Origin of the sequence: Kitasatospora cathayae, assembly GCF_027627435.1 — a bacterium.
In the GTDB taxonomy this organism is placed as follows: domain Bacteria; phylum Actinomycetota; class Actinomycetes; order Streptomycetales; family Streptomycetaceae; genus Kitasatospora; species Kitasatospora cathayae.
Genome location: NZ_CP115450.1, coordinates 2,589,483 through 2,610,000, shown reverse-complemented (window position 1 = coordinate 2,610,000; position 20,518 = coordinate 2,589,483). Strand labels below are relative to the sequence as shown.

Sequence of the window (20,518 nt, the reverse complement as noted above, 5' to 3'; positions counted from 1 at the left end):
TTAAGGGCGCACGGTGGATGCCTTGGCACCAGGAACCGATGAAGGACGTGGGAGGCCGCGATAGGCCCCGGGGAGCTGTCAACCGAGCTTTGATCCGGGGGTGTCCGAATGGGGAAACCCGGCAGTCGTCATGGGCTGTCACCCGCTGCTGAACACATAGGCAGTGTGGAGGGAACGCGGGGAAGTGAAACATCTCAGTACCCGCAGGAAGAGAAAACAACCGTGATTCCGGGAGTAGTGGCGAGCGAAACTGGATGAGGCTAAACCGTATTGGTGTGAGACCCGGCAGGGGTTGCCAATGCGGGGTTGTGGGAATGAGCTTCAGTCGTCTGCCGGCGGCTGGGCGAGTCAGAAACCGTATGGGTAGTCGAAGGACATGCGAAAGGTCCGGCGTAGAGGGTAAGACCCCCGTAGACGAAATCTGTACGGCTTGCTTGCTCATCTCCCAAGTAGCACGGGGCCCGAGAAATCCCGTGTGAATCTGGCGGGACCACCCGCTAAGCCTAAATATTCCCTGGTGACCGATAGCGGATAGTACCGTGAGGGAATGGTGAAAAGTACCGCGGGAGCGGAGTGAAATAGTACCTGAAACCGTGTGCCTACAAGCCGTGGGAGCGTCGTCAGTCGGCTTGCCGGCTGGCCGTGACTGCGTGCCTTTTGAAGAATGAGCCTGCGAGTTTGCGGTGTGTAGCGAGGTTAACCCGTGTGGGGTAGCCGTAGCGAAAGCGAGTCCGAATAGGGCGGTTGAGTTGCATGCCCAAGACCCGAAGCGGAGTGATCTAGCCATGGGCAGGTTGAAGCGCGGGTAAGACCGTGTGGAGGACCGAACCCACCAGGGTTGAAAACCTGGGGGATGACCTGTGGTTAGGGGTGAAAGGCCAATCAAACTCCGTGATAGCTGGTTCTCCCCGAAATGCATTTAGGTGCAGCGTCACGTGTTTCTTGCCGGAGGTAGAGCACTGGATAGGCGATGGGCCTTACCGGGTTACTGACCTTAGCCAAACTCCGAATGCCGGTAAGTGAGAGCGTGGCAGTGAGACTGTGGGGGATAAGCTCCATGGTCGAGAGGGAAACAGCCCAGAACACCGACTAAGGTCCCTAAGCGTGTGCTAAGTGGGAAAGGATGTGGAGTCGCAGAGACAACCAGGAGGTTGGCTTAGAAGCAGCCACCCTTGAAAGAGTGCGTAATAGCTCACTGGTCAAGTGATTCCGCGCCGACAATGTAGCGGGGCTCAAGCACACCACCGAAGTCGTGTCATTGCAGCAATACTCCTAACGGGGGCTGTGATGGGTAGGGGAGCGTCGTGTGCCGGGTGAAGCGGCCGAGGAATCGAGTCGTGGACGGTATACGAGTGAGAATGCAGGCATGAGTAGCGATACAAGAGTGGGAAACTCTTGCGCCGATTGACCAAGGGTTCCTGGGTCAAGCTGATCTGCCCAGGGTAAGTCGGGACCTAAGGCGAGGCCGACAGGCGTAGTCGATGGACAACGGGTTGATATTCCCGTACCCGCTTTGAAGCGCCAACGCTGAACCAGGTGATGCTAAGGCCGTGAAGCCGTCCCGGATCCTTCGGGTGAAGGGAAGTGGTGGAGCCGCCGGTCCAAGTCTGCAGTAGGTGAGCGATGGGGTGACGCAGGAAGGTAGTCCAGCCCGGGCGGTGGTTGTCCCGGGGTAAGGGTGTAGGACGTGGGGTAGGCAAATCCGCCTCACATATAGTCTGAGACCTGATGCCGAGCCGATTGTGGTGAAGTGGATGATCCTATGCTGTCGAGAAAAGCCTCTAGCGAGTTTCATGGCGGCCCGTACCCCAAACCGACTCAGGTGGTCAGGTAGAGAATACCGAGGCGTTCGGGTGAACTATGGTTAAGGAACTCGGCAAAATGCCCCCGTAACTTCGGGAGAAGGGGGGCCATTCCTGGTGACGGGCTTTGCGCCTTGAGCTGGGGGTGGCCGCAGAGACCAGCGAGAAGCGACTGTTTACTAAAAACACAGGTCCGTGCGAAGCCGTAAGGCGATGTATACGGACTGACGCCTGCCCGGTGCTGGAACGTTAAGGGGACCGGTTAGCTTAGTTTCGACTAGGCGAAGCTGAGAACTTAAGCGCCAGTAAACGGCGGTGGTAACTATAACCATCCTAAGGTAGCGAAATTCCTTGTCGGGTAAGTTCCGACCTGCACGAATGGCGTAACGACTTCTCGACTGTCTCAACCATAGGCCCGGTGAAATTGCATTACGAGTAAAGATGCTCGTTTCGCGCAGCAGGACGGAAAGACCCCGGGACCTTTACTATAGCTTGATATTGGTGTTCGGTTCGGCTTGTGTAGGATAGGTGGGAGACTGTGAAGCAGCAACGCCAGTTGTTGTGGAGTCGCCGTTGAAATACCACTCTGGTCGTGCTGGATGTCTAACCTGGGTCCGTGATCCGGATCAGGGACAGTGTCTGGTGGGTAGTTTAACTGGGGCGGTTGCCTCCTAAAGGGTAACGGAGGCGCCCAAAGGTTCCCTCAGCCTGGTTGGCAATCAGGTGTTGAGTGTAAGTGCACAAGGGAGCTTGACTGTGAGACTGACGGGTCGAGCAGGTACGAAAGTAGGGACTAGTGATCCGGCGGTGGCTTGTGGAAGCGCCGTCGCTCAACGGATAAAAGGTACCCCGGGGATAACAGGCTGATCTTCCCCAAGAGTCCATATCGACGGGATGGTTTGGCACCTCGATGTCGGCTCGTCGCATCCTGGGGCTGGAGTAGGTCCCAAGGGTTGGGCTGTTCGCCCATTAAAGCGGTACGCGAGCTGGGTTTAGAACGTCGTGAGACAGTTCGGTCCCTATCCGCTGTGCGCGTAGGAGTGTTGAGAAGGGCTGTCCCTAGTACGAGAGGACCGGGACGGACGAACCTCTGGTGTGCCAGTTGTTCTGCCAAGGGCATGGCTGGTTGGCTACGTTCGGGAGGGATAACCGCTGAAAGCATCTAAGCGGGAAGCCTGCTTCGAGATGAGCACTCCCACCTCCTTGAGAGGGTAAGGCTCCCAGTAGACGACTGGGTTGATAGGCCGGATATGGAAGCCCTGTGAGGGGTGGAGTTGACCGGTACTAATAGGCCGAGGGCTTGTCCTCAGACGCTCGCGTTCACTGTGTGGTTCCCGGGTAGCGAACAGCTATCGCCGGCGAACTGGAAACACTTATCAATTGAAAAGTGTGTTTCGCTGAATACCCGATAGGGTTTCGGTGGTCATAGCGTGAGGGAAACGCCCGGTTACATTCCGAACCCGGAAGCTAAGCCTCACAGCGCCGATGGTACTGCAGGGGGGACCCTGTGGGAGAGTAGGACGCCGCCGAACAATTATTCAAGGCCGCGGCCCCAGCGACTCGCTGGGGCCGCGGCCTTTTTGTGTTTTGCGAACTTGTACGAGGCCGGCAGACCGGGACTTTCGCCCAGGCGCGAAGGCTTCCGGGATGCCGGACAATGGAGATGGTGCGCGGCCAGGAGGCCGGCGCCGATACCGCGGTGACGGCACTGGAGTTGCTCGGTCCGCGGTGGAGCTGAAGCAGCAGAAGGAGTCACCAGGATGTCGAACCAGCCCGAGGGCCGTCCCGAGCGTCGATCGGACGACGGCCGAGGCTACGAGCCCCGGTCGCGTGGGGGCTGGTCCAACGACCGTGGCGGCTTCCGCCGCGATGACCGTGATGACCGTCCGCGTCGTGACGACCGTCCGTCGTACCGCGACCGTGACGACCGTGGCGGTGACCGCGGCGGGTTCCGCCGTGATGACCGTCCGCAGGGTGGTGGCTTCCGTCGGGATGACCGTCCGCAGGGTGGTTTCAACCGTGACCGTGACGACCGCGGCGGCTACCGTCGCGATGACCGTCCGCAGGGCGGTGGCTTCCGCCGTGACGACCGCCCGCAGGGTGGGTTCCGTCGGGACGACCGTGATGACCGTCCGCGTCGTGACGACCGCCCGTCGTACCGCGACCGTGACGACCGTGGCGGTGACCGCGGCGGGTTCCGCCGTGATGACCGTCCGCAGGGTGGTGGCTTCCGTCGGGATGACCGTCCGCAGGGTGGTGGCTTCCGTCGGGATGACCGTCCGCAGGGTGGTTTCAACCGTGACCGTGACGACCGCGGCGGCTACCGTCGCGATGACCGTCCGCAGGGCGGTGGCTTCCGCCGTGACGACCGCCCGCAGGGTGGGTTCCGTCGGGACGACCGTGATGACCGTCCGCGTCGTGACGACCGCCCGTCGTACCGCGACCGTGACGACCGTGGCGGTGACCGCGGCGGGTTCCGCCGTGATGACCGTCCGCAGGGTGGTGGCTTCCGTCGGGATGACCGTCCGCAGGGTGGTTTCAACCGTGACCGTGACGACCGCGGCGGCTACCGTCGCGATGACCGTCCGCAGGGCGGTGGCTTCCGCCGTGACGACCGCCCCTCCGGTGGCTTCAACCGCGACCGTGACGACCGCGGCGGCTACCGCCGTGACGACCGTCCGCAGGGCGGTGGCTTCCGCCGTGACGACCGCCCCTCCGGTGGCTTCAACCGCGACCGTGACGACCGCGGCGGCTACCGCCGTGACGACCGTCCGCAGGGCGGCGGCTTCCGCCGTGACGACCGCCCCTCCGGTGGCTTCAACCGCGACCGCGGTGACCGCGGTGAGCGCGGCGGCGACCGTGGCGGCGACCGTGGCGGTTTCCGCCGCGATGACCGTCGGGACGACCGCGGCGGCTACCGCCGTGACGACCGCCAGGGCGGCTTCCGTCGCGACGACCGCCGGGACGACCGCGGCGGCGACCGGGACCGTCGGGACTACGACGACCGTCGCGGCAACTACGAGCCGGTCAAGCGCCTGCCGATCCCGGAGGACGTCACCGGCTTCGAGCTGGACGCGGACGTGCGCCAGGAGCTCAAGAGCCTGCCCAAGACCCTTGCGGACGACGTCGCCCGCAACCTGGTGATGGTCGCCCGCCTGCTCGACAGTGAGTCGGAGGAGGCGTACCAGTACTCGCGCGTCGCGCTGCGGCTGGCCTCCCGCGTGGCCGCCGTCCGCGAAGCGGCCGGGTTCGCCTCGTACATGACACAGCGGTACTCCGAGGCGCTGACCGAGTTCCGCGCCGCCCGTCGGATGACCGGCCGTGCCGACCTGTGGCCCGTGATGGCCGACTGCGAGCGCGGTCTGGGCCGTCCGGAGCGGGCGCTGGCGATGGCCGGTGAGCCCGAGGTGAAGCAGCTGGACAAGGCCGGCCAGGTCGAGATGCGCCTGGTGGCGGCCGGTGCCCGCAGCGACATGGAGCAGTTCGACGCCGCCGTCGTCACCCTGCAGAGCCCGGAGCTGGCCTCCAGCGCCGTGCACCCGTGGACCGCGCGTCTGCGGTACGCCTACGCCGAGGCGCTGATCGCGGCCGGCCGTGGTGACGAGGCCCGTGACTGGTTCGCCAAGGCGGCCGAGGCCGACACCGACGGTTCGACCAACGCCTCGGAGCGCCTGGCCGAGATCGACGGCGTGGAGTTCACCGACGCGCTCGACCCGGAGCTGGCCGAGGACGACGCCGAGCAGGCCGACGCCCCCGCGAAGAAGCGCGGCGGCGACGTCGCCGACGACCGCGTGATCTTCGAGGACGAGGAGGACGTCGAGGAGTACTACGACGAGGACGACCTCGAGATCGACGAGGACTTCGACGGCGTGGTGCCCGAGCGTGCCGAGGACGCCAAGGCGGACAAGGCCCCCGAGGCCGACAAGGCCGAGGCCAAGGGCGACGCCCAGGCCTGAGCGCCCTGAAACGCCGTGAGGCCCTGCCGTTCCCCGGAGGAACGGCAGGGCCTCACGGCGTCCGGGGCTCGCGCTACCCCAGCGGAAGACTGCGCAGCACCAGGCCGGTGGCCGGCTTCGGCCCGAACGAGGTGGACTTGCGCGGCATGGTGACGCCCTGTTCGGCCAGCCGCCGCACCACGCTCTCCCGGACCGGGTGGAGCAGGACGGCGGTGCCACCGGTGCGGGCGGCCTCGCGCTCGGCGGCCACGGCGGTGTGCAGGTAGCCGATGTCGTCGGGGCCGTCGGGGACGTGCCAGGTGTGGTCGAGCAGGGTGGCGTGCAGCACGGTGGCGTCCAGGTGGCGCCACTCCTCGGGCCGGTCGTGCGGCACGGTCGCGTCGAGCAGGGCCTCTTCGGGCTCGCTGAGCAGCCAGAAGACGCCGTTGCCGCCGGTGAGGACGAAGGCGTTGCCGCCGTGCCGCTTCTGCTCGGCGAGTGCCTGGAGGGCGGCGGGCAGCGGGCCGGGGACCTCCTTGACCTGCCATTGGTCGCCGAGCTTCTCCAACGCGTCCGCCACCGGCAGCCGGTACAGCACCCGGTGGATGGCTCGGACCCGCAGCGGGTAGCGGGCGGTGTCCACCAGCAGCACCATGCCGCGGTCCCACGGGCTGCGCGGCAGGTGGCGGTGCTCGCGCTGGAGGCGCAGGTACATCGCCCAGCGGTGGTGGCCGTCGGCGATCAGGGCGCGGCAGGTGGCCAGGTCGCGGCTGATCTCGGCGATCAGCGCGGGGTCGGTGACGGCCCACAGACGGTGGTGGGTGCCGTCGCTGGTCGTGGTGGAGAGCAGCGGCGCGTCCTCGACCGTCCGCTCGATGACGCCGGAGGCGCCGCCGTTGCCCCGGTAGGTGAGCAGCAGGGGTTCGAGGTTGGCCCGGGTGGTGCGCATCAGCCCGACCCGGTCGGCGACCGGCCGGGGCATGACGTCCTCGTGGGGGAGCACGACGCCGACCTCGGGGCCGCTCACCGCGAGGGCGCCGATCAGGCCGCGCTGGAGCAGCTCGGGCGCGTCGGCGGTGGCGGGGACCCGCTGCTCGTAGACGTAGATCGCCGGCTCGGGGTCGGCGGCGAGGATGCCCTCGCGCTGCCAGCCGGCCAGCAGCCGCGCGGCGTGCCGGTACTTGGTGTCGCGGTCGGGGCGGTCGCCGGCGTCCTCGGGCTCGGGTCGGGGCAGGATCAGCCGGACCACGTTGTGCGGGTCGGCGGTCTCGAGGTCCAGCCGGCGCCCCGGGTCGACGACGTCGTACGGCGGGGACATCACCGAGGCCAGCGCGCCGACCCGGTCGGGGACGTAGCGCAGGCCACGGAAGGGGGACAGGGACAGGCCTGCGGTGGCGACGTGCCCGGGGTCACCGGGGCCGCCCACGGGAGTCTCGACTCCGTCTTCTGCACTGGGTGTGCTCATTCTGGGCATCGTAACCGGGTACGCGTTGTTGAGAGATCGGAATACCCGTGCCGAGCAGTGGGCCGGGTGCGCGACCGAGGGCGAGGTACGGCATGGACGACGGGCAGGAACGGGTGGACGGCGGCGTGCCTGGCGGGCAGCCGCCGGCCGGGGGCGTCCCGGCCCAGGGGCGGCCCGGGGAGCCCGCGGGGGACGTGTACGACTGGTTCCGCCGGGGCGCGAAGCTGCTGGCCCAGGGCCATCCGGCGGCGGCCGAGCAGCTGCTGTCCCGGGCGGCGGAGGCCGAGCCGCACTCGCGCAGCATCCGGGAGGCGCTGGCCCGGGCGCAGTTCGACGCCGGTTCGTACGCGGCGGCGCTGGAGAACTTCCGGGCCGTGGCACTGGCCGATCCCTCGGACGACTACGCTCAGTTCGGGTGGGGCGTCGCGGCGGCCCGGCTGGGCGACTTCGAGACCTCCGCCGAGCACCTGGCGCTGGCCGTGGCCATGCGGCCGGAGACCGACCACTACCGGTCGGCGCTGCGGCAGACCAGGGCGACCCTGGCGGCCCGGGCCGGGGCGTTCGGCCCGCTGTTGCCCGGTGCACCTGGCTATCGAGGGCCGGAGGCGGGTCTGCCGGGGCAGGTCGGGGGAGAGCCCGGGGGCGTCGACGACGACGCCTGACCGGGTGGGCAGTGACGAGCAGACGAACGCGGTGATCGAGACCGCGGTGAATGAGATTGGGCAGGCATGACCGAGACGGCCACCACTGTGCGACGGACCGCCCCCGGCGGCAGCGACCGCCCGCTGACCGAGGCGTACGACACGGCGCTGCTGGACCTGGACGGCGTGGTCTACGCCGGCCCGCACGCGATCGAGCACGCGGTGGACTCGCTGGCGGCGGCCCGTACGGCCGGGATGCGGCTCGCGTACGTGACCAACAACGCCTCCCGCCCGCCGCGGGTGGTCGCCGAGCACCTGACCGGGCTGGGCGTGCCGGCCGAACCGGCGGACGTCATCAATTCGGCCCAGGCGGCCGCCCGGGTCGTCGCCGAGAAGGTGCCGGCCGGGGCGAAGGTGCTGGTCGTGGGTGGCCTGGGGCTGGAGGAGGCGCTGGCCGAGCGGGGGCTGGTGGCCGTGCGCTCGATGGCCGAGGAGCCGCTCGCGGTGGTCCAGGGCTTCGACCCCTCGGTGGGCTGGCCGCAACTGGCGGAGGCGGCGTACGCCGTGCGCAGCGGGCTGCCGTGGGTCGCCTCGAACACCGACCTGACGGTGCCGACGGCGCGCGGCATCGCGCCCGGCAACGGGACGCTGGTGGCGGCGGTGCGGGTGGCGGCCGGGGTGGAGCCGGAGGTGGCGGGCAAGCCGCTGCCGCCGATGCACCGGGAGACGGTGCTGCGGACCGGCGCACGGCGGCCGCTGGTGGTCGGGGACCGGCTGGACACCGACATCGAGGGCGCGTTCAACGGCGGGGTGGACAGCCTGTTGGTGTTCACCGGGGTGACCACCCCGGCGCAGCTGCTGGCAGCCCCGGTCGAGCACCGGCCGACGTACCTGGCGGCGGACCTGCGCGGTCTGCTGGTGCCGCAGCCGGCGGTGACGGCGGTGGACGGCGGCTTCGCCTGCGGCGGCTGGACGGCCGTGGCGGAGGGCGGCGTGCTGCGGCTGACCGGCGCCGGGGAACGGTGGGACGGCCTGCGGGCGCTGTGCGCGGCGGCCTGGACGGCGCTGGACGCGGACGGCGGGCCGGTGGACGGGCGGAAGGCGCTGGCCGAGCTCGGCTTCTGAGCCGACGGCGGGGCCGTCAGAGCAGGTTGCGCAGCCGCAGCAGGTCGCGGAAGCCGGCCTCCAGCTTCACCCGGCCGCTCGCCCAGGCGGCGGCGAAGTTGAGTTCGCCGCCGACCAGGGCGAGCAGGTCGTCGCTGGCCATGGTGAGCCGGATCTGGGCCTTCTCGGTGGGCGGGCCGGGGGTCTTGACGACGTCCTGGATCCGGCCGTCGCGCAGCTGTCCGGTGAAGGTCAGGTCGAGGTCGGTGATCCGGCAGCTGAGCGAGCGGTCGAGGGCGGCGGCCTTGCGGGCGTCACCGGTGGAGCCCGCCATGTTCCGGCTGAACTGCTCCAGCGCTTCCCGGCACTCCTCGGCGTTCGCCATGGCAATCGCTCCATCCCCAGGTCACTACGGTGCCGGGCCACGGTACCTCAGGAGGGTTTTGGCGGTAGCGTCGTCAGTGGGTGCCCGGGAACGCCCGGGCGCCGAGAGCGACGGAGCGAGGCGCGCGCACGCGCGGAGGAGGCACCAGGATGCTGCCGAAGACGGTGCGGGGAGCGGTGGCGGCCACCGCCGTGGTGGTGGAGGAGCTCGGCAAGCGGGTCGCGGACACGGCCGCCGCGATCCTGGAGAAGACCGGCGTCGACGTCTCGGAGGTCGAACGCAAGCTGGGCGGGCAGTTCCCGCCGTCGGCGAAGACGCTGCAGACCCTGGCGGAGGAGGCGGTCACCGCCGGTCGGGCCGGGGTGGACCTGGCGGTCGGGGTGGCGCGCAACGAGGTGGAGAAGGCCTTCGAGAAGGTCGGCGACCAGGTGACCAAGGTCGGCGTGGTGCTCGCGTTCCTGGAGAGCAAGCTGCGCGAGGTCGAGGAGGAGCCGGCCGCGGGCAAGCCGGCCGCTGCCGGGCACGGGAAGGAGCAGCCGGCGCCGGCGCCCCGGGCGGATGACCTGTTCGGGCGTGGCTGGGAGTTCGAGGACGAGCCGGTGGCGACGGAGCCGGTGGTGGCCGAGCGGGTGGAGGTGGACGAGCCGGTCGAGGTCGATCCGCCGGTGTCCCCGCTGTCCCCGGCGACGGAGGCCGCGGTGCGGAAGGCGGTGGAGGAGTCGGTCGGGGAGCCCGCCGCCGGGAAGTGGGCGGTGCCCGCGAAGAAGGCGCCGGTGAAGAAGGCACCCGCCGAGAAGGCCGCCGTCGGCAAGAAGGCGACCGTCAGGAAGACCGCCACCGGGCAGCCGAAGCAGCCGGCGCAGAACGGCGCCGAGCCCAAGGCGGCGGCCAAGCGCACCGCGACGAAGAAGACCACCGTCCGCAAGGCCACCAGCACGAAGCAGCCCGATGCCCGGGACGAGTGAGCCGGCGGCGCCGGTCCAGCCGCTCGGCGTCGAACTGCTGCCCACCGGGCACCCCGGGGTGGACGCCGGGCTGGCCCGGCTGGAGGCTCTGGACGGGGTCCCGGCCGAGGCACACGTCGCGGTGTACGAAGATGTTCACCAGCGGCTCGCCGACACGCTGGCCGCGCTCGACCAGGAATGATCCGCAGGACCCGTAGGAGCTGAAGCACCAGTGGCAGTGGCACGACGCCGACTCGACGCGGAGCTGGTCCGCCGCAAGCTGGCCCGGTCGCGTGAGCACGCGTCCGAGCTGATCGCGGCCGGCCGGGTGACCGTCGGCGGCACCACCGCGACCAAGCCGGCCACCCAGGTGGAGACCTCGGCGGCGGTCGTGGTGGCCAAGGACGAGAACGACCCCGACTACGTCTCGCGCGGCGGGCACAAGCTCGCCGGGGCGTTCGCGGCCTTCGTGCCGCAGGGCCTGGTGGTCGAGGGCCGCCGGGCGCTGGACGCGGGCGCCTCCACCGGCGGCTTCACCGACGTGCTGCTGCGGGCCGGGGCCGCCCACGTGCTGGCGGTGGACGTCGGCTACGGGCAGCTCGCCTGGTCGCTGCAGAGCGACGAGCGGGTGACGGTGATGGACCGCACCAACGTCCGGGAACTGACCCGGGAGATGATCGGCGGCACCCCCGTCGACCTGGTGGTCGGCGACCTGTCCTTCATCTCGCTGGGCCTGGTGCTGCCGGCGCTGGCCGCCTGCGCGGCCGAGGACGCGGACCTGGTGCTGATGGTCAAGCCGCAGTTCGAGATCGGCAAGGAGCGCCTGGGCAGCGGCGGGGTGGTGCGCAGCCCGGAGCTGCGTGCCGAGATGGTGCGCCAGGTGGCCGGGCAGGCGTGGGAGCTGGGGCTGGGTGTGCGTGCCGTCACCGCGAGCCCCCTGCCGGGGCCGTCCGGGAACGTCGAGTACTTCCTCTGGATGCGCCGGGACGCCCCGCGGCTGGACCCCGCGGAGGCGGACCGGGCCGTGGCGGAAGGGCCCCGGTAGGGTGCTCTGCGAGCGTCCGGCCCGTCATGCTGTATGGCGCGGCCGCACCGGGCCAAGGGCGACCCGGTAGGCGTAGGGAGAGGGCAGCGGCATGAGCGATGAAGAACGCACGGTCTTCCTGATCGCGCACACCGGCCGGGAGGCGGCGCTGCGCAGCGTCGAGGGTCTGGTGCACGGGCTGCTGAAGGCGGGGCTCCGGATCAGACTGCTGGAGGCGGAGGCGGTGGACCTCGACCTGCCGGACGGGGTCGAGAAGGTGGCCGAGGGGCCGGGGGCGGCGGACGGCTGCGAGCTGATCCTGGTCGCCGGGGGCGACGGGACGCTGCTGCGCGGCGCGGAGTTGGCGCGCTCGCACGGGCTGCCGATGCTGGGCATCAACCTCGGCCGGGTCGGCTTCCTGGCCGAGGCCGAGCGGGACGACCTGGCCGTGGTGGTCGAGCGGGTGGTCGACGCCGACTACGAGGTCGAGGAGCGGATGACGCTCGACGTCATCGTCCGGACCAACGGCGATGTGGTGCACCAGGACTGGGCGTTGAACGAGGCGTCGATCGAGAAGGCGTCCCGGGAACGGATGTTGGAGGTGGTGACCGAGGTGGACGGCCGCCCGGTCTCCAACTTCGGCTGCGACGGGGTGGTCTGCGCGACGCCGACCGGCTCGACCGCGTACGCGTTCTCGGGCGGCGGCCCGGTGGTGTGGCCGGAGGTGGAGGCGCTGCTGATGGTGCCGATCTCCGCGCACGCGCTGTTCGCCCGGCCGCTGGTGACCTCGCCGGACTCGGTGCTGGCGGTCGAGGTGCAGCCCAAGACCCCGCACGGGGTGCTCTGGTGCGACGGCCGGCGTTCGGTCGAACTGCCCGCCGGGGCACGGGTGGAGGTGCGCCGGGGGCAGACGCCGGTGCGGCTGGCCCGGCTGCACCGGGCGCCGTTCACGGACCGGCTGGTGGCCAAGTTCGCGCTCCCGGTGACGGGTTGGCGCGGGCGGTCGAACAAGCCCTGCTGACCCAGGGTGATCTGACGCGGCGTCAGACCGCCAGTGCCTGGCCCTCGTCGGCCGGGCCGAGCCGGCCGCCCGCCGCCGCGCGGGCGGCCACCGCGGCCAGCCGCCCGACGGCGGCGGGGGCGGCCGCGGCGGGCACGGTGAGCGGGATCCGGATGTGGTGCTCGAAGGCGCCGTCCGAGCCGAACCGGTTGCCGGCCGCGATCCGGACCCCGGCGGGCTCCCCGGCCCGGGCCAGCGCCGCACCGGACAGGCCGCCGGTGGAGACCCAGAGCGAGAGGCCGCCGGGCGGCAGCGGGAAGCTCCAGTCGGGCAGTTGCTCGGCCAGCGCGGCGGCGAAGGCGTGCGCGGTGGCCCGCAGCCGGTCCAGCTGGTGGGCGCGGATGGCCTGGAGCGGCTCGCCCAGCAGCTCGGCGGCGATCAGTTGGTCCAGCACCGGGGTGCCGACGTCGCTGTAGACCCGCTCGGTGGCCAGGCGCCGGACCAGCGCGGGCGCGGCCCGGACCCAGCCGATCCGCAGGCCGCCCCAGAGCAGCTTGCCGGCCGAGCCGACGGTGACCACCTGGGCGGAGCGGTCCAGTGCCGCCATCGGGCGCGGCAGCGGCGTGGACTCCGGGACGCCCCAGCCGAGTTCGGCGGTGGTCTCGTCCACCAGCACGATGCTCCCGGCGGCCCGGGCGGCGGCCAGCAGCCGGCGGCGCTGCTCCTCGTCGATCAGCGCGCCGGTCGGGTTGTGGAAGTCCGGGATGACGTACGCGACCTTGGGGGCCGCTCCGCGCAGCACCCGCTGCCACTCCTCCAGGTCCCACTGCCATTCGCCCGCTCGCCTCCGGGGCGCTCCGACCCGGTGCCGACGTTCTCCCCCAGCCTGGCGGCCGGGAGGTGCCCCCACGCTCCGGCGCTCCTTCGTCGCCTGTCGCTCGTCACTTTCGGCACCGGCGCGCCCCTTCGGCTCGGGGCGGGTTCCAACGGCGTACGGGACCGGCACCAGGCGGGCCCCGGTGAGGCGCAGGGCCTGCAGGGTGTGGGCGTAGCTGGGGGCCTCGACGGCGACCCGGTCGCCGCGGCCGACCAGGACCCGCTGGAGCAGGTGCAGGCCGCCCATCGCGCCGGTGGTGATCAGGATCTGGTCGGGGGTGGTGGGCAGTCCGCGCTCGGTGTAGCGGCGGGCGACGGCCTCGCGCAGCACCGGGACGCCGGTGGGGTAGTGGCCGTGTCCCGCGGCGTAGTGCGGCAGCAGTTCGACGGCCCGGGCGGCCGCCTGACCGAGCCAGGGCTGCGGGGCGGGCAGGGCGGCGACGCCGAGGTCCAGGATCCGGCCCTGCTCGTCCGGCGGGACGGGGTGCAGGGCGTCGCTGGGCGGCGGGGCGCCCTCGGGCAGGGAGGTCCAGCTGCCGGCGCCGCGTCGGCTGTGCAGGTAGCCGTCGCCACGCAGGGTCTCGTACGCGGTGGCGACGGTGGTGCGGCTGAGCTCCAGGGCGGAGGCGAGTTCGCGTTCGGCGGGCAGCCGGGCGCCGACCGGCAGCCTGCCCTCGGTGACCAGCAGCCGGATCTGCCCGGCCAGGGTGCGGTAGGCCGGGCGGCGCGCGGTGGCCGGCTCGGGGAGCCGGGCGGTGGCGAGCAGCCGGGCCAGTGCGGGCGGGGTGACGGTGGTGTGCCAGTCGGCCATGACGCATCAGTCCACTTGCTCGGGATTGGCCCTGTCAAGGGCGGCTTTGGCCTGCTCATCATGACAGGGCGGCCACCGAGCCGCCACCACCGGGGCCGCCCGGCGGTGCGGAACCGCCCGCAGGAGCACCATTGGCCACCACCACCGCCCCCACGTCCACCGCCCCGACGGCCACCGCCCCTGAGGAGCCCGCCCGACCGGGCCCCGCCGTGCGGGTCCTCGGCGACACCCACGCGCTGGGCCGCCGCCTCCCGCAGCTCGCAGTCGGCCTCGTCCTGTACGGGGTGAGCATGGCGCTGATGCTCCGCTCCGGCCTCGGCCTCGATCCCTGGGACGTCTTCCACCAGGGCCTGCAGCGGGTGCTCGGCCTCACCGTGGGCGCCTGGGTGACCATCTGCGGCGCCCTCGTCCTGCTGCTGTGGATCCCGCTGCGCCAGTGCCCGGGGGTGGGCACCGTCGCCAACGTGCTGGTGATCGGCGCGGCGATGGACCTCTCCCTGGGGCTGGTCGGCAGCCCGCACGGCCTGCTCGCGCGGGTGGCGCTGATGGCCGCCGCGGTGCTGCTCAACGGTGTGGCCACGGGCCTGTACATCGGCGCCCGCCTCGGGCCCGGCCCGCGCGACGGCCTGATGACCGGCCTGCACCGGCGCACCGGGCGTTCGCTGCGGCTGATCCGCACCGGCATCGAGCTGACCGTGCTGGTCGCCGGACTGCTGCTCGGCGGCACCGCCGGGCTCGGCACGGTCGTGTACGCGCTGCTCATCGGCCCGCTGGTGCAGGTCTTCCTGCCGTGGTGCACGGTGCCCACCGCCGCCGAAACCTCCCGGAAGGGGTGAACTCGGCGGCCTCGAGTTGCCGCGCGCCGTTGCCGCTCGTCGCGCTCCGGGGGCGGAACCTCGTAAGGTCGTCTCCGTGTTGGACGAGATGCGGATACGGGATCTTGGGGTCATCGACGACGCGGTGGTCGAGCTGGCCCCCGGCTTCACCGCCGTGACCGGTGAGACCGGCGCCGGCAAGACCATGGTCGTGACCAGCCTCGGCCTGCTGCTCGGCGGACGCGCCGACCCCGGCCTGGTGCGCCACGGCGCCGGACGCGCGGTGGTGGAGGGCCGACTGGAACTGCCCGCCGACTCCCCGGTGGCGGCCCGCGCCGTCGAGGCCGGGGCCGAGCTGGACGACGGCGCCCTGCTGGTCAGCCGCACGGTCTCCGCCGAGGGGCGCTCCCGGGCGCACGTCGGCGGGCGGGCCGTCCCGGTCGGGCTGCTCACCGAGCTCGGCGAGGACCTGATCGCCGTGCACGGCCAGACCGACCAGCAGCGGCTGCTGCGCCCGGCCCGCCAGCGCGGCGCGCTGGACCGCTACGCGGGCGAGTCGGTGGCCGAGCCGCTGGCCCGCTACCGGGAGACCTACCGCGTCCTGCGGGAGGTCTCGGCCACCCTGGAGGAGCTGACCACCCGGGCCCGCGAGCGCGCCCAGGAGGCCGACCTGCTGCGCTTCGGCCTGGACGAGATCGCCGCCGCCGAGCCGGTGGCCGGGGAGGACCTCGAACTGGCCGCCGAGGCCGAGCGGCTCGGCCACGCCGACGCGCTGTCCTCCGCGGCGACCCTCGCCCACGCCGCCCTGGCCGGTGACCCGACCGACCCGGAGGCGCTGGACGCGGGCACCCTGCTCGCCCAGTCCCGGCGCGCCCTGGACGCCGTGCGCCACCACGACGAGCGGCTGGCCGCCCTCGCCGACCGGCTGAACGAGGTCGGCTACCTGCTGGCCGACGTCGCCGGGGACCTCGCCGGCTACGCCGACGACCTGGACGCCGACCCGGTGCGGCTGGCCGCGGTCGAGGACCGCCGGGCCGTGCTGGCCCAGCTGCTGCGCAAGTACGGCGGCGCGGACAACACCCTCGCCGAGGTGATCGCCTGGGCCGAGGCCGGCTCCGCCCGGCTCGCCGAACTCGACGGCGACGACGAGCGGATCGACCAGCTCGGCGCCCAGGAGACCGAGCTGCGGGCCGAGTTGGCCGAGCTCGCGGCCGAGGTTTCGGCCGCCCGGCAGGCCGCCGCCGGGCGCTTCGCCGAGGCCGTCTCCGCCGAGCTCGCCGAACTGGCCATGCCGCACGCCCGGGTGACCTTCGCGATCACCCGGATCGACGACCTGGCCGGGATCGAGGTGGACGGCCGCACCGTCGCGTACGGACCGCACGGCGTGGACGAGGTCGAGGTGCTGCTCGCCCCGCACCCCGGCGCCCAGCCGCGCCCGATCGCCAAGGGCGCCTCGGGCGGTGAGCTGTCCCGGGTGATGCTCGCCGTCGAGGTGGTCTTCGCGGGCGCCGACCCCGTCCCCACCTACCTGTTCGACGAGGTGGACGCGGGCGTCGGCGGCAAGGCCGCGGTCGAGATCGGCCGCCGGCTGGCCAAACTGGCCGAAACCGCCCAGGTCGTGGTGGTCACCCACCTCCCGCAGGTCGCCGCGTTCGCGGACCGGCACTTGGTGGTGGAGAAGACCAACGACGGCACCGTGACCCGTTCCGGCGTCAAGGTGTTGAACGACGAGGAGCGGGTGCGCGAACTCTCCCGGATGCTGGCCGGCCTCGAGGACTCGGAGCTGGGCCGGGCCCATGCCGAGGAGCTGCTGGCCGCCGCCCGGTCCCCCCGCCACCGGTAGGCCCGGGCCCCCGTCACCAGGAGGACGGGACCGGCGGCCCTCACCGCAGGACGACGACGCGCCCCCGTGGCGCCGACTGTCCAAGAGGGCCGCCGACCTGGCATGGTGGCGGCTGGACACTGGCTTTCCAGTCCCGAGCGCCGCCGGGCGGGCAACCCTCGCGAAGCGGTGCGCGAACCTGATCGAGTCGGATGCGAGACGACGTGGACCATTCCGCCGCCCGGGCCACCGCGGCCGCCCCGGAACCGGGGCAGCTGCACGTGGTACTCGTCCTGGCCGCCAGCACCGGCGGCATCGGTGCGCACGTGCGTTCCCTGGCCCAGGGCCTGGTCGCGCACGGGGTGATCGTGACGGTCTGCGCACCGGCCGGTACGGACGCGCTGTTCGGCTTCTCCCGCACGGGCGCGCGGTTCCACACGGTCGACATCACCCCCACCGCGGGCGCCCGCAGTGACGCCACCGCGATCGGCGAGCTGCGCCGGGCCTTCACCGGCGCCGACGTGGTGCACGCCCACGGGCTGCGCGCGGGGCTGCTGTCCGACCTCGCGCTGCGCACCGCCGGCCGCTTCCCGGGCCTGCGCCCGGAGACCCCGCTGGTGGTCACCTCGCACCACGCGCTGCTGGCCACCGGCATGGAGCGGCGCCTGCAGCGGCTGATGGAACGCCGGGTGGCGCGCGCCGCCGACCTGGTCCTCGGCGCCTCCTCCGACCTGGTCGCCCGGGCCCGCGAACTGGGCGCCACCGACGCCCGGCTGGGCCCGGTGGCGGCCCCGCCGATGCCCGAGGGCCGGCTCGGCCGGGCCGAGGCGCGCGCGGCGCTGCTCGGCGACGGCCCGGACCGCCCGCTGGTGCTGGCGGTCGGCCGGCTCGTCCCGCAGAAGGCCTTCGGGCTGCTGCTGGACGCCGTGGGGGAGCTGTCCGCGCTGGACCCGGAGCCGCTGCTGCTGCTCGCCGGGGACGGCCCGGAGGCGGGCCCGCTGCGCGAGCGGGTGGCCGCGGAGAAGCTGCCGGTGCGGCTGCTCGGCCACCGCACCGACGTGCCCGACCTGTTGGCCGCCGCCGACGTGGTGGTGGTCTCCAGCCGCTGGGAGGCCCGCTCACTGGTGGTCCAGGAGGCGATGCGGGCCGGCGTTGCGGTGGTCGCCACCGCCGTCGGCGGCATTCCCGAACTGGTCGGCGACGCCGCCGTGCTGGTGGCACCGGGTGACCCGGGGGCGCTCGGACGGGCGGTGCGCGAGCTGCTGGCCGACCCGGCCCGCCGCGAGCAGCTGGTGGCGGCGGGCCGGCAGCAGGCCGAGACCTGGCCGGACGAGGCCGCCACCGTCGCCCAGGTGCTCAGCACCTACGACGAGTTGGTCCAGCGCGTCTGAGGCGTGTCAGACACGCCTAGACGGTGGCCTGCTCGATCCGGTCGGCGGCCGGGCCGTCCGGCTGGGCCGACAGGTAGGCGGCGCCGCAGGCGGTCAGCCGCAGGGCGGTGTCGATCAGCGGTACGTGGCTGAAGGCCTGCGGGAAGTTTCCGACCTGGCGCTTCTGGCGCGGGTCCCACTCCTCGGCGAGCAGCCCGATGTCGTTGCGCAGCGAGAGCAGCTTCTCGAACAGCTCGCGGGCCTCCTGCACCCGGCCGATCATGGCGAGGTCGTCGGCCAGCCAGAACGAGCAGGCCAGGAAGGCGCCCTCGTGGCCGGACAGGCCGTCGACGTTGTTGCCGCTCTCGTCGTGGGTCGGGTAGCGCAGCACGAAGCCGTCCTCGGTGGACAGTTCGCGCTGGATCGCCTCGATGGTGCCGATCACCCGCTTGTCGTCCGGCGGCAGGAAGCCGACCTGGGGGATCAGCAGCAGCGAGGCGTCCAGCTCCTGGCCGCCGTAGTACTGGGTGAAGGTGTTGCGCTCCGGGTCGTAGCCCTTCTCGCAGACGTCCCGGTGGATGGTCTCGCGCAGTTCGCGCCAGCGGTCCAGGTGGCCGTCGGCTGGGGCGTCCTCGGGGGTCTGCTCCAGCAGCTTGATGGTGCGGTCGACGGCGACCCAGGCCATCACCTTGGAGTGGACGAAGTGCCGGCGCGGGCCGCGGACCTCCCAGATGCCCTCGTCCGGGTTCTGCCAGTGGTCCTCCAGGTACTCGATCAGGCGCAGCTGGAGGTGGTGGGCGTGGTCGTTGCGGACCAGGCCGGTCATGTGGGCCAGGTGCAGGGCCTCCACCACCTCGCCGTAGACGTCGAGTTGGAGCTGTCCGGCGGCGCCGTTGCCGACCCGGACGGGCTGGGAGCCCTCGTAGCCGGGCAGCCAGTCCAGCGAGGTCTCGTTGAGCTCGCGCTCGCCGGCGATGCCGTACATGATCTGCAGGTTCTCCGGGTCCCCGGCGACGGCCCGAAGCAGCCACTCGCGCCAGGCCCGGGCCTCCTCGCGGTAGCCGGTGCGCAGCAGCGAGGAGAGGGTGATCGCGGCGTCGCGCAGCCAGGTGTAGCGGTAGTCCCAGTTGCGCTCGCCGCCGATGTCCTCCGGCAGGGAGGTGGTGGGGGCGGCGACGATGCCGCCGGTGGGGGCGTAGGTGAGGCCCTTGAGGGTGATCAGCGAGCGGATCACGGCCTCGCGGTAGGGGCCCTGGTAGGTGCACTGGTCGGCCCAGTCGTGCCAGAAGTCGGCGGTGGCGTCGAGCATCGCCTCGGCGTCCGGGACGGTCGGCGGGTCCAGGTGGGAGGCCTGCCAGGTGAGGGCGAAGGCGATCCGTTCGCCGGCCCGGACGGTGAAGTCGGCGTAGGTGGTGAGGTCGCGGCCGTAGGTCTCGGCCTCGCCGTCCAGCCAGACCGAGTCGGGGCCGGCCATGGCGACGGTGCGGTGGCCGCCGTCGGCCTGCGGGACCCGGTGCACCCAGGGGACGATCCGGCCGTAGGAGAAGCGCATCCGCAGCGCCGAGCGCATCCGGACGGCGCCGGCCACGCCCTCGACGATCCGGATCACCTGGGGGACGGCGTCCCGGCCCGCCAGCGGGCGGGGCGGCATGAAGTCGATCACCCGGACGGTGCCGCCCTGGGCGTCCCACTCCTGTTCCAGGATCAGCGAGTCGCCCCGGTAGCGACGCCGGTCGGCGGGCACGGCGGGGGCGGCGGCGGTGGGCGGGGGGACGCGCAGGTCGCCGGTGTCGGCGAAGCGGGTGCGGCCAGCGGCCGTGATGGGTGTGATGGCCGTCGCCGGGGCGGGGACCTCGGTCAGGACGGCCTCGGCCGGGCCGATCCGCCAGAAGCCGTGTTCATCGGTGCCGAGCAGGCCGGCGAACACCGCCGGCGAGTCGAAGCGGGGCAGGCAGAGCCAGTCCACCGCCCCGTCCCTGCTGACCAGGGCAGCGGTCTGCATGTCCCCGATGAGTGCGTAGTCCTCGATACGGCCGGCCACGTGGATCTCCAGTTCGCAATGTGGTCAGGGCATCGGCGAACCAGGGAGCGAGCGGTCTGCGGGGCCGGAGGTTCACCCCGGGACGTCCGGCCCGCCGGGGTGGTGGCGGGCCTTGCTGGAGTGTCCGCGCGGGGCTCGGTCGAGCCCCTGAGGGTGGGTGGGGAGGAGCTGCATATACGGGGAGGTCCGGTCGCGCATCGGGGACCGGGAGTGTCCTGACGCTCCCACGCCCTCCGCGTGCTCGTGCTGTCGCGATGCGTCCGTGCAGCTTACGACGGACGAAAGGGGCGAAGCACGCGGACGCAGCCTCGTGTGGCGCCGCAATTCGGCGGAAATGCCGTGCATCGCGAGGGCGTGGCGCAGGATGGTCCGGAAGGATCAGCTCCGGCTGGCCGTAACGGAGGGGCTGGCATGGCCCGGACGGAGCGCTCCGGCTGGCCCGGTCCGGCGGGTTGTGCGACCGGTGTGACTCGTGCGGCGCAT

At 71.9% G+C, this 20,518-nt stretch carries 14 protein-coding genes, 2 rRNA genes and 1 pseudogene (1 of these 17 running past the window's edge); 13 read left to right on the top strand and 4 right to left on the bottom strand.

What is annotated here, in order from left to right; all coding sequences use genetic code 11:
- The 4 genes and pseudogenes from O1G21_RS11500 to O1G21_RS11485 form a co-directional block, all read left to right on the top strand.
- Nucleotides 1-3,110, top strand: a 23S ribosomal RNA gene (locus O1G21_RS11500) (it extends 10 nt beyond the left edge of the window).
- Nucleotides 3,111-3,217: 107 nt separating this feature from the next.
- Nucleotides 3,218-3,334 (top strand): 5S ribosomal RNA (gene rrf, locus O1G21_RS11495).
- Nucleotides 3,335-3,964: 630 nt separating this feature from the next.
- A pseudogene (locus O1G21_RS41985) lies at nucleotides 3,965-4,333 on the top strand (DEAD/DEAH box helicase); the annotation flags it as partial.
- Nucleotides 4,334-4,837: 504 nt separating this feature from the next.
- Nucleotides 4,838-5,758, top strand: coding sequence for a tetratricopeptide repeat protein (locus O1G21_RS11485; protein WP_270150922.1), 921 nt, complete (start codon nucleotides 4,838-4,840; stop codon nucleotides 5,756-5,758).
- 73 nt (nucleotides 5,759-5,831) lie between these two features.
- Here O1G21_RS11485 and O1G21_RS11480 read toward each other — a convergent pair whose 3' ends face one another.
- Entirely contained in the window at nucleotides 5,832-7,202 is a 1,371-nt protein-coding gene (locus tag O1G21_RS11480) for a DUF1015 domain-containing protein (RefSeq protein WP_270143024.1), read from the bottom strand.
- Nucleotides 7,203-7,294: 92 nt separating this feature from the next.
- Between O1G21_RS11480 and O1G21_RS11475 the strand changes: the two genes are divergently transcribed.
- Both O1G21_RS11475 and O1G21_RS11470 read left to right on the top strand, forming a co-directional pair.
- The gene (locus tag O1G21_RS11475) at nucleotides 7,295-7,864 is read left to right on the top strand and encodes a tetratricopeptide repeat protein (protein WP_270143022.1); all 570 of its coding nucleotides are present in this window, start codon (nucleotides 7,295-7,297) and stop codon (nucleotides 7,862-7,864) included.
- 66 nt (nucleotides 7,865-7,930) lie between these two features.
- The gene (locus O1G21_RS11470) at nucleotides 7,931-8,968 is read left to right on the top strand and encodes an HAD-IIA family hydrolase (RefSeq protein ID WP_270143020.1); all 1,038 of its coding nucleotides are present in this window, start codon (nucleotides 7,931-7,933) and stop codon (nucleotides 8,966-8,968) included.
- Between the two features lie 16 nt (nucleotides 8,969-8,984).
- On the opposite strand, the gene O1G21_RS11465 is transcribed toward O1G21_RS11470, so the two are convergent.
- Entirely contained in the window at nucleotides 8,985-9,332 is a 348-nt protein-coding gene (locus O1G21_RS11465) for an alkyl sulfatase C-terminal domain-containing protein (protein ID WP_270143018.1), read from the bottom strand.
- A 149-nt stretch (nucleotides 9,333-9,481) separates the two neighbouring features.
- Here O1G21_RS11465 and O1G21_RS11460 point away from each other — a divergent pair, with 149 nt between their 5' ends.
- The 4 genes from O1G21_RS11460 (at nucleotide 9,482) to O1G21_RS11445 (ending at nucleotide 12,321) form a co-directional block, all read left to right on the top strand.
- Nucleotides 9,482-10,297, top strand: a complete 816-nt coding sequence (locus O1G21_RS11460) for a hypothetical protein (RefSeq protein WP_270143016.1) — start codon at nucleotides 9,482-9,484, stop codon at nucleotides 10,295-10,297.
- Nucleotides 10,281-10,478 (top strand): hypothetical protein, encoded by a 198-nt coding sequence (locus tag O1G21_RS11455; RefSeq protein ID WP_270143014.1) that lies wholly within the window; start codon nucleotides 10,281-10,283, stop codon nucleotides 10,476-10,478. Before O1G21_RS11460 ends, O1G21_RS11455 begins: the two co-directional genes overlap by 17 nt.
- A 36-nt stretch (nucleotides 10,479-10,514) precedes the next feature.
- Nucleotides 10,515-11,321 (top strand): TlyA family RNA methyltransferase, encoded by an 807-nt coding sequence (locus tag O1G21_RS11450; protein WP_270150921.1) that lies wholly within the window; start codon nucleotides 10,515-10,517, stop codon nucleotides 11,319-11,321.
- A 91-nt stretch (nucleotides 11,322-11,412) separates the two neighbouring features.
- Nucleotides 11,413-12,321 carry an NAD kinase gene (locus tag O1G21_RS11445; protein WP_270143012.1) on the top strand — a complete coding sequence of 303 codons (909 nt, stop codon included), beginning with the start codon at nucleotides 11,413-11,415 and terminating at the stop codon, nucleotides 12,319-12,321.
- A 22-nt stretch (nucleotides 12,322-12,343) separates the two neighbouring features.
- On the opposite strand, the gene O1G21_RS11440 is transcribed toward O1G21_RS11445, so the two are convergent.
- Nucleotides 12,344-13,987: an aminotransferase-like domain-containing protein gene (locus O1G21_RS11440; protein WP_270143010.1), complete on the bottom strand. Its 1,644-nt coding sequence runs from the start codon at nucleotides 13,985-13,987 to the stop codon at nucleotides 12,344-12,346.
- A 131-nt stretch (nucleotides 13,988-14,118) separates the two neighbouring features.
- Between O1G21_RS11440 and yczE the strand changes: the two genes are divergently transcribed.
- The 3 genes from yczE to O1G21_RS11425 all read left to right on the top strand — a co-directional run bounded on the left by yczE (nucleotide 14,119) and on the right by O1G21_RS11425 (nucleotide 18,015).
- Entirely contained in the window at nucleotides 14,119-14,823 is a 705-nt protein-coding gene (yczE, locus tag O1G21_RS11435) for a membrane protein YczE (RefSeq protein WP_405000627.1), read from the top strand.
- A gap of 88 nt (nucleotides 14,824-14,911) precedes the next feature.
- Nucleotides 14,912-16,645, top strand: a complete 1,734-nt coding sequence (recN, locus tag O1G21_RS11430) for a DNA repair protein RecN (protein ID WP_270150917.1) — start codon at nucleotides 14,912-14,914, stop codon at nucleotides 16,643-16,645.
- 203 nt (nucleotides 16,646-16,848) lie between these two features.
- Entirely contained in the window at nucleotides 16,849-18,015 is a 1,167-nt protein-coding gene (locus tag O1G21_RS11425; RefSeq protein WP_270143008.1) for a glycosyltransferase family 4 protein, read from the top strand.
- Between the two features lie 16 nt (nucleotides 18,016-18,031).
- Here the strand turns inward: O1G21_RS11425 and O1G21_RS11420 are convergent, their stop codons facing one another.
- Complete coding sequence (locus O1G21_RS11420) at nucleotides 18,032-20,035, bottom strand: glycoside hydrolase family 15 protein (protein WP_270143006.1); 2,004 nt, start codon at nucleotides 20,033-20,035, stop codon at nucleotides 18,032-18,034.
- Nucleotides 20,036-20,518 lie beyond the last annotated feature (483 nt).